Raw genomic sequence first — 11,758 nt, forward strand, 5'->3', positions numbered from 1 at the left:
CATCCACTCCCCCGTGCGGAACTACTACATGGCGCGCAACACCGTGCTGCTGGTGCGCTCGGGCCTGCTGCCCGTGGCGTGGCGCGTGGGCTACCTCGCGTGGATCACGAAGTACACCGGCTTCTACGTGCTGGCCGTCCGGCCTCGTCGGACCAGGGCGCGGCTACTGCTGCGCGGCTTCCGCGACGGCGTCCTCGGCCGGACGGGGCCGCTCACCGCGCCGCCCTCGCAGGCCCCCGGGGTCCGCTAGAGTGCCGCAGGTGTCGACCGGCAACGCTCCCCGGGAACGCCGGTTCGGTACGGACGTGCTGTGGGTCGGCGGTGGCATCGCCGTCTACGGGCTCGCGTCCTTCGCCTTCCTCGCCCTGTGCGCGCGAGCCCTCGGCGAGGGTCCCGGCTACACGGCGCTCGCTCTGCTCTTCACGCTGCTGAATGCGGTCGGCATCGGCCTCTACCTGCCCGTCGAGCAGGAGGCGTCGCGGCAGGTGTCGGCGTTGCGATCACGCGGACGGGCCACCGCCGGCGCTCTGCGAGGACCCACGACGTACGTGGTGGGATCGCTCGCCTTGGTCGCGATCGTGCTGATCGTCGCGGGGCGGTGGCTCGAGGTGACGTTCTTCGAGGACGTCACCGGGATGACGGCGGTCCTCGGTCTCGCGCTGCTCGGCATGGCGGTCGCGTACCTCGCACGGGGCGTCCTGGGGGGCACCGGCAGGTTCCCGCGCTACGGCATCCAGCTCGCTCTCGACGGAGGGCTGCGCATTGTGGGCGTCCTCGTTCTCACCGCGCTGGACGTCCGGTCCGCCACCGCCTACGGCGCGGTCCTGGCCGCTGCGCCGCTGATGTCCACCGCTCTTGCGCTGACGCTCGCCGGTCGCCTCCTGACGCGCGACGAGGACCCGCAACCGGTCTCGACCACGATGCGTGCGCTGGTCGCGGCGTCCCTGGGCTCGCAGCTGCTCGCGAACGCGGGTCCGGTTGCCGCGCAGCTGCTGAGACGCGCGGACGAGGTCGCGACCGCCGCACAGCTCGTGAACGCCCTCACCGTGGCCCGGATCCCGCTGTTTCTGTTCGCCGCGGTCCAAGCGGTGTTCCTCCCGCAGCTGGCGGCCTACGTCGCACGCCACGAGCGCAACCGGTTCAGCTCCTCGCTGCGCACGGCGCTGCTTCTCACCGGGGTGATCGGGGCGTTCGGGATCGGCGCGACCGCGGTGGTCGGCCCGGCCGCCGTGCGGCTGCTCTTCGGCCCTGAGTTCGACGTCGACCGCACCGTCATCGTGGTGCTCGCGGCGTCAGCGATCCTCTTCATGCTCGTGCAGGTGATCGTCCAGGCCATGCTCGCGCTGGCGCGTGACGGGTGGGCGATCTGCGTGTGGGCCGCAGGGCTCGTCGGCCTGCTCCTCTGCCTGGTCGTCCCCCTCGGTCTCGCCCTCCGCGTGTCGCTCGCCCTGACCGCGGGCTCCGCGACCGCCCTCGTGGTAGCGGCCCTAGCCCTTCGTCACGTCATGCGGGGCTGGGCCGACGCCACGCAGCCCGTCCCCACCGCGGGCATCCCCGGAACCACCACCCAGGAGAAGAGTCCTTGACCGACGCGCGTCACGTCACCGCGATCATGCTGGCCTACGGCGCCGAGCCGTACCTGCACGACGCCGTCGCGGCCGTCCTGGACTCCGAGGGCGTCACGGTGGAGCTGGTCCTGGTCGACAACGGGTGCACGACGGACGCGGTCACCACCCTCCCCGCCGACCCGCGCGTCCACGTCGTGACGCCCGAGCGGAACCTGGGGTTCACCGGGGGAGTCGACCTGGGCGCCTCCAGGGCGACGGCACCGGTCCTGGTCCTCGTGAACTCGGACGCGATCGTCGAGCCGGGCGCCGTGCGGGCGCTCGCCGAGGCGCTCGACGAACCCGCTACCGGCCTGGTGAGCGGACTGGTCACGCTGGGCGAGGACCCGGACGTCGTGAACTCTGTCGGCAACCCCGTGCACGTCCTCGGGCTTTCCTGGGCGGGCCACATGGGCGATCCAGCCGAGGCGCACGCCACGCCCACCGACATCCCGTCGGTGACGGGTGCGCTGATGGCCGCACGCACGTCCACCTGGTCGGAACTGGGCGGCTTTCCCCCAGAGTACTTCGCCTATCTCGAGGACCTCGAGCTGAGCTGGCGCACCTGGCAGCGCGGGCTCCGCGTCCGTTACGTGCCCACAGCACGCGCGGTGCACCACTACGAGTTCAGTCGCTCGCCGCTCAAGATGTACCTCGTCGAGCGCAACCGGCTGCTGTTCCTCGCCACCTGCTACTCCGGACGCCTCCTGGCCCTGCTCGCGCTGCCGCTGCTCGCGTTCGAGGTGGCGATCACCGCGGTCGCGGTCGCGCAGGGCTGGGGCCGGCAGAAGGTCGCCGGCTGGCGATGGGTGCTCGGGCACCTCCGCTGGGTCCGTGCTCGGCGTCGCGAGGTGCAGGCCGCGCGCCTGGTCCCGGACCGCGAGCTGGCGCACCTGCTCTCGACGCGTTTCGACCCCGCCCAGTTCCCGCTCCCCCCCGGAGGCGGGCTGCTGCAGGCTGTGCTCGCCGGCTGGTGGCGCGCCGCTCGCCGGCTCCTCTGACGGACCGCCACCGCCGCCCACACCCACCCGAACGGGAGAGTACTTTTGCACCCGAGCCGCCCGGCCACGGCCTCCCCGTCGCGACACTGGGTCCCCGTGTTCCTGCTGCTCTTCGCGATGCTGGCGACTTGGGCCCTCACCACGCCCCTGATGGCGGTGCCCGACGAGCCGAGCCACGTGATCAAGGCCGCAGCCGTGGCACGCGGACAGCTCGGCGGGGAGCTCGGACCACCGCCGGCCGACACCTCGGAACCCGGCGCGCCCACCTGGGTCCAGGTCCCTTCGGACATCGCCGACCTCGATGACTACCCGAACTGCTTCCGGTTCGAGGGTGAGCAGGCGGCGGACTGTACGCGGCCGCTGGACGACCGCCGCGCGGAGCTCGAGCAGGTAGGGACCTACGCCGGGCAGTACCCCCCGCTGTACTACGCGCTCGTCGGCTGGGTCAGCACGCTTCTGCAGCAGGAGACGGCCGTCTACGCCATGCGACTCGTCAGCGCTGCACTCTGCGCGTTCTTCCTCACGTGGGGCGTCCGACGCATGGCACAGATCGCGCCGCGGCGCGCGGTCTGGGGTGTCGGTGTCGCACTGACCCCGATGTGCCTGTTCATCATGGGCTCAGTCAACCCCAACGGGCTCGAGATCGCTGTGGCGCTCAGCTTCTGGAGCGCGTGCCTCGCACTCGCCCGGCGTCGCTCGGACGCGGACGTCTCCGTTCCGCCGCCGACGTCGTGGTTCGTGCAGGCGGTCGTGTCGGGGGCCATCCTCGTCAACCTCCGCTCCTCGGGCCCACTCTGGGCCCTGATCGCGCTCGCCACCGCCGTCGTGGCGGCGCGCCCCGGGGCCGTGGCCGCCCTGGCCCGGTCGCGGGCGCTGTGGTTGTCCGCCGCCGCCGCCGCAGCAGCAGCCGTTACGGCGATCGCCTGGGTGGTGTCGCACGACAACATCGTGACGACCCGCGACCTCTTCCCGGAGTACGGCGAGCCCAAGCTCGTGGTCGCCGTCGTGCTGCTGTCCACGGCAACGCTGGTCGAGCAGATGATCGGCAACTTTGGCTGGCTGGACACCCCGTCCCCGTACCTCACCGTCCTGGCCTGGAACACCGCGGCCTGCTCGCTCGTCCTGCTGGCACTGGCCCAGCGCGGCGCCCGCCGGCCACGGGCGGCCGTCCTCCTGCTGCTGGTGGCCGTGCTGATCGTGCCGGTCGCCCTGTCGGTCCCGACCGCTGAGGCCGCGGGCATCGTGTGGCAGGGCCGCTACACATTGCCCATCGCTGTCGGGCTCCCGCTCCTCGCCAGCGTCCTCACGACGTCGCTGCGGGGCGAGACCGTCTGGCTGGTCGACCGTATGCTCACGCTCGCGGTCACCCTGCTGGGCCTCGGGCACGTCGCCGCGTTCTACTGGGCGTCTCGCCGCTACGCCGAAGGGCTCGGCGGGCGCTGGTCCGCGCTCGCACCGGAGTGGGAGTCGCCGCTCGGCTTCCTCCCCGCCGTCGCGCTCTACGCCGCGCTGGTCGCCGTGGCGATCGTCGTCGCCGTCCGCCGGATGCGCGCAACGTCTCCCTTGCGGGCAGCGGTCAGCCCGGACGACGTCGAGGAGCTGGTGACCGCGGCCTGACAAGCTGGTCCCGGGTCCTCGACGACGTCCTCGTGATTAGCGCTCCGCCGGCATCTCGGGGACGCCGGGTGAACGACCCAGCTTGCGGGCGATCGTCAGGCTCGACCGCACCCCGGGCGTCTCGAGCACACGCGTGAGGTCGTCACGGACGCGCTCGAGGTCTGCGCGGAGCGCGACGATCTCGGCACGCGCCTCCTCCAGCTGCTCGCCCGTGGGGAGCAGCAGGTCACGCGCCTCGATGGCCTCCCGCTGGAGCCGGTCGGCAGCGTCCCACAACCGTTCCTCGCGGACTCCGGACACGGGCTCCGCCAGCTGTCGGCGCATCTCACGCTCAACCTCGGCACGCGCGCGGGCGTGGGCGGGTGAGCCCGGCGCCCCGCCACCCACGCGGGCCTGCAGCAGGGCCTCCCGCTCGACGGCGGCGGCGACGTCGTCCGGCGTCAGAGGGTCGAGCCCGGCCACCTGCGCGATGTGGCTCACCAGGGCGTCGCCATCCATGCAGCCCCACCGGTCCGCGGGCGCCACCTCGAGCAGGTCCCGCGCCAGGATGAGCGCGCCACGCAGCACCACCTCGTCCAGAGTGACGTCCGCAGCGCGCCACTCGTCGTCCACGATCCACGTGTCGCCATCCCTGTGCAGGACGTTGCCCGGGACGACGTCGAAGGGCGTCTCGGGAGCGGCGTCGACGGCCCGGGTGCGCAGCAGCTCGACCCACGCCATGACGAGCTCGTCCAGGCGCTCAGGGTCGGCGAGCGCCAGCTCCGCCAACGAGGATGCCCCGGCGGCGTAGGGCTCGCTGTAGGGCAGGACTGTGAGGCCGTCCTGTGAGCCGCTGCCGAGCAGCTCGCTCGTGATCTGAATGGCGTCCGCCTGCCGGTGCACAGTCTTGCGGACCTGGAACGCCCGTCGCCGGTGCAGGGAGAAGTACCGGGCGAGACGGCCCTCGGGCCACAGCGGGGCGGGGTCGCCACCCGTGCCCGCGATGAGCAGCAGGGAGTTCGCGAACTCGGGCCCGACGCCAGCCGCGACCAGCTCGCCCCAGAGCGCCTGCTCGTCCAGCAGCACAGGGCGCGGTGTGGTCCAGTCCGGGCTCGGGAACGCCGGGAGGTTGTCCGCGAGCCCCGGTGCGTGCTCGTACAACCCGTCGGACAGCACCGCGCGCGTCAGCTTGTAGTCGGGGAACGCACCCAGCACGTCGGTCTGCTCGAAGCCGGCAGCGTGGGCGAGCCCTGCGAGCTTCCGGCGCGAGAACGTCCGCGCTGGGCCGTCCACCGGATACCCCTCGACCGAGTGGAACACCTGGTTCGAGTGGTCCTCGGGCGCACCAGCGAGATACTTGACGCCCAGCGGGTTCTCGATCGCGAGCACGAGCCTGCCACCCGGCCGCAGGGCGCCACGCAACCGCTGGAGGAAGTCCACGTACGGCGCGTCGTCCGCACCGCCGCCCCCCACGTACTCGAGGACACCGACCACCACGACCAGGTCGTAGGCGCTCTCCGCCGGCAGGTCGACGACCTCGCCGTTGACCACCGCCACGCCGGGGAGGTCACGAGTCCGCTCCGCAGCGACCCTGGCGCGGGCGAACGTCGGCTCGAGCGCGTCGACGTGCGCGCAGGTCTCACCCAGGTACCGGGTGATCGCACCGCACCCCGCACCGACCTCGAGCACCGTGGCCTCGGTCGGCAGGTCGAGCGCTCGCAGCACGTTCGCGCGCGACGGCGAAAGGTGGTAACGCTCGGGCCAGGACTCCGCCGTCGCGAACAGCTCGTCGCTCAGCGAGTCGAGCGGGAGGTCGCCCTCACGCATACGGTCGAAGAGCACTCCCTCCGAACCGTCCAGCCAGGTGGCTCCCGTCTCCCGGAGCACACGCACCCCGTCTACCACCGAGTGGGGAAGAAGGCGCAGAGGCGTCGAGCTCGTGGCGTCGCCAGACATGGAACTCCGTTTCGTCATCGGACCGGCTGCGGACATCACCCCTGCACGACGTCACGTACTGCGCAAAGGTACCCGTAACCGTGTCGCGCGGTGGGCTCCAGCACCGTGCCCTCCGCCCACTCGTTCCACGCGTTCACGAACACCAGTCGTTCCTGCTCCGGTCGGTCGGCTACCGCCTGCGCGGTGGCGGAGAGCCACCGCCGGAACGTGTAGGGGTTGGATCCGTACCAGATGTCGGCCCGCCACTGCCGCCGGGCTGTGTTGTCGAAGTCGACCATGACAGCCGGGTATGTCCGTGCGTCGAGACGCGTGAGCCTCTTCTCAGCGTCACGGACGAGCGCGCCGTAGCCCAGCAGGTTCCCGGCGAACTCCGGCTCGGCGCCGAGGTCGGCGTAGTCGATCCAGTCCCAGCGGTGGTTGTGCGGCGGGAACCAGTGCGTTCCGTCCAGACCGGCGGTCGCAGCGTCGCGGTCGAGCCCGTCGAACTCGCGGGCGACGTCGACGTTGAGCAGGAAGAGCTCACCGACGCCCTCCTCCCGCGCGCGGCGCCGCCAGTGCTCGAGCACGGCGGGGTAGTCCGGGATCTGCGAGATCCGGTACACCGAGAGGACGGGACGTCCGTCGACGCGCAGGTAGCGCTCGTCCTTGAGGAAGTCCATGACGTCGTCGATGAACAGCGTCGCCGGCACCTCGTCGTAGTCCTGCCCGATGAGCATGTCGGACGACCTACCGTCCCACCGTCTCGTCCAGTTCTCGTTCGCCCACATCACGCAGTACTGCTTGGGCGTCGACCCGGCGTGCAGCTTCTCGATCGGCATCGAGAGCAGCCGACGCCCCGCGAACCAGTAGTAGTAGTACATGAACGCCTCGACGCCGAAGGCGGAAGCGAGCTCGTGCTGCGCCTCGCGCACCTCGTCCAGACGCAGGTCGTAGAAGCCGAGCGCCGACGGCAGGCGCGGCTGGTCGTGGCCGGGGAAGACCGGGTGGGCCGCGGTGACGTTGCGCCACTCGGTGAAGCCCTCGCCCCACCAACGGTCGTTCTCGGGTGTCGCGTGGAACTGCGGCAGGTAGAAGGGCACGGCGCGGATCCGGCGCGGCCTGGGCTCGCCCGGCTCGTACCGCGACAGCGACGCCTGCGCCGCGGGGACGTCGGCGCGCTCGAGCACCGCGAGCCCGGCCTCCGCCGAGAGGACGCCGACGAGCCTCTCGACCGCGTGCGCGGCCGTGCCGTCGACCTGGCCGGCCTCCTCCGCGAAGTCGTCAGGCGTCATGGCCAGCGAACGCAGCCCCTGGAGGACGATGCCGCGCACCCAGTACATCGATCCGGCGGGGAACCGCAGGGCGTCGCGGTCGAGCTCGAGGCCGAGCCGCTGCAGCAGCTCGCGCGCGATCTGCTCGTCGCCGCCCCAGAAGTCCGGCCCCAGGACGCTGCCGTCGGCCGTGACCGCACCGAGGTCGGGGTCGGTCGCGAACGCCTGCAGAATCTGGGCCACGTTCTCCGACGACCCCAGCAGCGCCTCGAGGAACGACGCCTTCCACGCCTCGCCGTCGCCGCCCAGCTCGGCGTGGCCAGCACGCCACGAGCTGCGCTTGGTGTGGACCTTGAGCACGAGGTCGTACGGGTCCAGCAGGCCGGCGTTGACGACCGAGACGGTCGGGAGGATGTCACGACCGTGGTTCGCGCAGGGGAGGACCGCGACGTTGCGCAGCCGGTCGAGGGCCGCGGCGTCGACCTCGACGGTCTGCCCCGAGCTGTTGGTCACGAGCAGGTCGAAAGGTACCGGCACGTGCGCGAGCTGCGCGACGAGCTCGTCGACGAGCTCGGGGAAGTGCACGTGCATGAGGACGGCGACACGCGACGGCTCGGCGAACGGGAGCGCCTCGTGCACGCGCCACGCGTCGGGGAAGAGGTTCGACTGCCTGCCGCGGCGCCGACGCAGCCACGACGACATGCTCGTCACATCACCCGTCTCGGCGACCCGCGGCCGTGTCCCCGCGATGCGGGCGCCGAGCGCGATCCGCACCCGCTGCACCCGGCCCCGCAGGGCCGCACGCGTGAGCTCCCTGCCGGTCAGCGCCTTCACGGCCGCCTTCACGGGCGCCGTCACGAGCGTCCTCCCCGCGGTCCCGACCTGTCGCGACCTGCTCGTCGTCATCCGCCCTGCCCTCCGCGGCGTCACAGCCACTCGTCGATCCTCGTCCCGTACCGTCGCAGCACCTCGTCCGCGATCGCCTCCCCCCGCGGCGCCAGCTCGGGGCGCCTGCTGATCTCGCGCTTCACGAACGGAAGACCGGCGTCGAGCAGCCTCTCCCACCCGGCGATCGTGGGGTTGTCGGCTGCGTCTACGACGCTGCGCGCGGGGAACAGCGCGTCGGTGCTGAAGCCCTCGAGCTGCAGCAGCCGCGCGAGCCCGAGCTCGTTGCGCATGATGATGCGCTGCTTGTCCTCGTGGTGGCGCACGCTCGCGTAGAACCAGGCTAGCGGCTGCTCCGTCAGCACCCCGCCGTGGAACGCGAGCCAGTAGCTCTGCAGGTGGCGGCGGAACTGCTCCGTCTCCGTGACACCCCAGACGTCGGCGGTCGACGCCTCCCCCGCGGCCAGGACGTGCCGGACGTCGGCGAAGGGACCGACCAGCGAGTCGTTGGCGAGCACGACGTGCCGCGCACGCGCGATCGAGGGGTCGTGCGCCAGGCCGACCGACCACGAGCCGAAGTCGTACCCGACGTTGGGCTTGCGCAGGACCGTGACGCCCTCGGCCAGGTCGCCCCCCCAGTCGAGCGGCCCCCGCGCCGGCGAGCTCGAGACGACCACCACCCGGTAGCCCCCGGCGACGAACGTCGCGACCAGCTCCCGGAACGACCGCGCGACGGGCGCCCGCTCGGCGTGGTGGACCAGCACGGCGACGCGGTCGGCCGGAGCACGTCCGCCGTCCACCTCGACACGCACCGCACCGGCAACCATCCGTCGGACCACGGCCGGACGGCCACCTGCGGTCACCGTCGTCCCACCCAGCGCAGGCGCCGCAACGGCCACGTCAGACGCCAGACGGTGCTCCGACGCATCTGCTCCAGCTGGACCCACGCCGCGTCTCGCTGCCCGCGGACGACGTCGAGCTCGCGACGCAGCGCTGCGAGCTCGACGTTCTCGCGGACGTCGTCCTCGGACGCCGCGCTCACGACGACACCACCGGGTCGCTCGTGGCGTCGGCGCCCAGGTGAACGGGCGCGTGCCACGTCCCGCGCAGGCGCACTGCGCCGTTCTCGACCTCGCCCTGCGCGCGGACCGCGAGCGGGAACGCCTTGTCGAGATGGTCGTACGTGTGTCCGCGGCTGCGCACGGCGGTCGAGAGCCGCCAGTTGGCGGGGAGGAGAGGGAGCTCGTCGAAGACGTAGTCGATGTACCCGCGCCCCGGCTCGAGGTCGACGCGCGGCCCGTGCTGGCGGGTGTTCGTCCCGGCGATGCCCACGCCGTTCTCGTGCACGAAACCGAGGGCGATCGACACCTCCGACACGGGCTCGTGCACCTCGTAGGAGACGCGGACCGTCAGCGGTTCCCCGGTGAGCAGCACCGAGACGGGCGCGCCGTCCGCACCCAGGAGCTCGACACCGCTGACGCGGACCTCTCCGGACCCGGTGCGTGCGACTCCCTCGGGGGTGTCGACCTCGGGCGTGCCGGCCGCGGCCGGCACGTTGGCTGCCTCCGCACGGTTGACCTCGGCGAGGTACTGGTCGATCACCTCCGGCGCAGCACCGATGGCGCGCACGACGCCGTGGTCGAGCCAGACGGCGGAGTCGCACAGCTCTGCGGCGAGCCCCATCGAGTGCGTGACCAGGACGATCGTGGTGCCCTGGTTGCGCAGCCGGAAGAGGTGGTCGAAGCACTTGCGCTGGAACTCCTCGTCACCGACCGCGATGATCTCGTCGACGATGAGGATCTCCGGCTCGACGGTCACCGCGATCGCGAAGCCGAGGCGCACGTACATGCCGGACGAGTAGATCTTCACCGGGGAGTCGATAAAGTCCCCGAGGCCGGAGAACTCGATGATCTGGTCGATCGCCGCGTCGACCTCGCGCTTGGTCAGCCCGAGGATCGCGCCGTTGAGGTAGATGTTCTCGCGCCCCGTGAGCTCGCCGTGGAAGCCCGCGCCGAGCTCCAGCAGTGCGGACACCCGACCGTCCACGAGGACGGCGCCGCTCGTCGGGCGGTACACCCCGGCGAGGATCTTGAGCAGCGTCGACTTGCCGGACCCGTTGTGGCCGACGAGTCCCACGGTCGTCCCGCGAGGGACGTCGAACGACACGTCGTCGAGCGCGTCGAACTGTCCGCCACGAGAGCCGCGGCCGCGCACGACGCGCTCCTTCAACGAGTTGCGCTTCTCCGTGTGCAGCGCGAACGACTTGCTCAGGTGCTCCACCCGGATCGCGGGACGCTCCACGGCGCTCACAGCTCCTCCCCCAGGTCCCCGCCCCGACGCCGGTGCACCCACGCCCCGAGGGCGAGCGATGCGGCCGCCCAGGCAGCCATCCCCAACCACGCGGTTCCGCTGCCGACCTCGAGCCCGTAGGTCAGGTCGCGCAGCGTCTCGACGAACAGGCTGATCGGGCTCCACTCCACCATGGCACGCAACGGGAGCCCCCAGCGCTCCGCGGGGACGTAGTCGAGCGTGTAGATGATGGGCGTCGCGTAGAACCCGAGCTGCAGGAACACCGCGACGAGATGCGCGAGGTCACGCGTGTGGACGTTGAGGACGGCGAGCGCCGTCGCGAGCCCGGAGGTGAACAGGACGAGGAGCACCGCCCAGAACGGGACGAGCAGCCAGGTCCAACCGAGGTTGCCGAGCACGAGCAGCACGCACAGGTACAGGCCCAGCTCGATCAGGCTCTGCACGCCCTGCGCCACCATGGCACCGAGCACGGGGGCGTACGCCGGGAAGAAGATCTTCTTGAGCAGCGCGCCCGTCCCGATGAGCCCGCTGATGCCGGCGTTGATGCTGGACGCGAAGAAGGTCCAGGCCGTCAGACCCGCGAAGAGCCAGATCACGAAGAGCCCGTCACGCCCCGACCCCATCTGGGGAGGCGGCATCCTGAAGACGACCGAGAACACGACGGTGTAGATGGCCAGCGTGGCGAGCGGCACCACGAGCGACCACGCCCACCCGAGCGCGGAACCCTTGAACTTCGACTTGAGGTCCCGCTGCGCGAAGTTCCACACGAGGTTCCACTGGCGCCAGATCGGCGGGGTGGACCTGACCTCGCGAACGGCGCGGCTCATGCCTGTATCGACCTGCGTCACGTGCGACGCTCCTGCTCTGTGAGATGCGCACCGCAGTCTGCGGCACGTCGTCCTGGCGCTCTCTCGCCACCGGTCCCGCACCGCTGGGGCGCGGACCTGGCGCTGGGATCCCATTCGGGCCGAACGCCCGCCCTAGACTAAGGGTTCCCGATCGAGATGAGGACCTACTGCCATGCGCATGCTCGTCACCGGCGGGGCCGGCTTCATCGGCTCCAACTTCGTCCACCAGACCGTGCGTGAGCGCCCGGACGTGCACGTCACGGTGCTCGACGCGCTGACGTACGCGGGCGACGAGCGCAGCCTCGACC

General features: G+C 71.6%; 11 protein-coding genes. 5 read left to right on the forward strand and 6 right to left on the reverse strand.

Going from position 1 to position 11,758, the window contains the following annotated elements; all coding sequences use genetic code 11:
* The 4 genes from J7523_RS19195 to J7523_RS19210 all read left to right on the forward strand — a co-directional run.
* The coding region (locus tag J7523_RS19195; protein WP_291890251.1) for a hypothetical protein at positions 1-250 on the forward strand (250 nt) is incomplete at its 5' end.
* 10 nt (positions 251-260) lie between these two features.
* Positions 261-1,586: a hypothetical protein gene (locus J7523_RS19200; RefSeq protein WP_291890253.1), complete on the forward strand. Its 1,326-nt coding sequence runs from the start codon at positions 261-263 to the stop codon at positions 1,584-1,586.
* Complete coding sequence (locus J7523_RS19205; RefSeq protein WP_291890255.1) at positions 1,583-2,605, forward strand: glycosyltransferase; 1,023 nt, start codon at positions 1,583-1,585, stop codon at positions 2,603-2,605. The genes J7523_RS19200 and J7523_RS19205 overlap by 4 nt, the downstream gene beginning before the upstream one ends.
* A gap of 96 nt (positions 2,606-2,701) precedes the next feature.
* Entirely contained in the window at positions 2,702-4,222 is a 1,521-nt protein-coding gene (locus J7523_RS19210) for a DUF2142 domain-containing protein (protein WP_291890256.1), read from the forward strand.
* Between the two features lie 36 nt (positions 4,223-4,258).
* Here the strand turns inward: J7523_RS19210 and J7523_RS19215 are convergent, their stop codons facing one another.
* The 6 genes from J7523_RS19215 to J7523_RS19240 all read right to left on the reverse strand — a co-directional run bounded on the left by J7523_RS19215 (position 4,259) and on the right by J7523_RS19240 (position 11,429).
* Positions 4,259-6,028, reverse strand: a complete 1,770-nt coding sequence (locus J7523_RS19215; RefSeq protein ID WP_291890257.1) for a methyltransferase — start codon at positions 6,026-6,028, stop codon at positions 4,259-4,261.
* A 164-nt stretch (positions 6,029-6,192) separates the two neighbouring features.
* Positions 6,193-8,265 carry a glycoside hydrolase family 99-like domain-containing protein gene (locus J7523_RS19220; RefSeq protein ID WP_291890259.1) on the reverse strand — a complete coding sequence of 691 codons (2,073 nt, stop codon included), beginning with the start codon at positions 8,263-8,265 and terminating at the stop codon, positions 6,193-6,195.
* Positions 8,266-8,333: 68 nt separating this feature from the next.
* Positions 8,334-9,119: a rhamnan synthesis F family protein gene (locus tag J7523_RS19225; protein ID WP_291890261.1), complete on the reverse strand. Its 786-nt coding sequence runs from the start codon at positions 9,117-9,119 to the stop codon at positions 8,334-8,336.
* Positions 9,120-9,151: 32 nt separating this feature from the next.
* Positions 9,152-9,334 carry a hypothetical protein gene (locus J7523_RS19230; protein ID WP_291890262.1) on the reverse strand — a complete coding sequence of 61 codons (183 nt, stop codon included), beginning with the start codon at positions 9,332-9,334 and terminating at the stop codon, positions 9,152-9,154.
* Positions 9,331-10,602, reverse strand: a complete 1,272-nt coding sequence (locus J7523_RS19235; protein WP_291890264.1) for an ABC transporter ATP-binding protein — start codon at positions 10,600-10,602, stop codon at positions 9,331-9,333. Before J7523_RS19235 ends, J7523_RS19230 begins: the two co-directional genes overlap by 4 nt.
* Positions 10,599-11,429, reverse strand: coding sequence for an ABC transporter permease (locus J7523_RS19240; protein WP_291890266.1), 831 nt, complete (start codon positions 11,427-11,429; stop codon positions 10,599-10,601). Before J7523_RS19240 ends, J7523_RS19235 begins: the two co-directional genes overlap by 4 nt.
* A 193-nt stretch (positions 11,430-11,622) precedes the next feature.
* Here J7523_RS19240 and J7523_RS19245 point away from each other — a divergent pair.
* A partial coding sequence (locus tag J7523_RS19245; RefSeq protein ID WP_291890268.1) for an NAD-dependent epimerase/dehydratase family protein occupies positions 11,623-11,758 on the forward strand: 136 nt, incomplete at its 3' end.

The sequence above is a fragment of the Cellulomonas sp. genome (assembly GCF_017744555.1).
Taxonomy (GTDB): Bacteria; Actinomycetota; Actinomycetes; order Actinomycetales; family Cellulomonadaceae; genus Cellulomonas.

Bases quoted from the DNA above. Each gene is read 5' to 3' on its own strand.
- J7523_RS19225 (WP_291890261.1), bottom strand. From the start codon at position 9,119: ATGGTTGCCGGTGCGGTGCGTGTCGAGGTGGACGGCGGACGTGCTCCG.
- J7523_RS19215 (WP_291890257.1), bottom strand. From the start codon at position 6,028: ATGCGTGAGGGCGACCTCCCGCTCGACTCGCTGAGCGACGAGCTGTTC.
- J7523_RS19240 (WP_291890266.1), bottom strand. From the start codon at position 11,429: ATGAGCCGCGCCGTTCGCGAGGTCAGGTCCACCCCGCCGATCTGGCGC.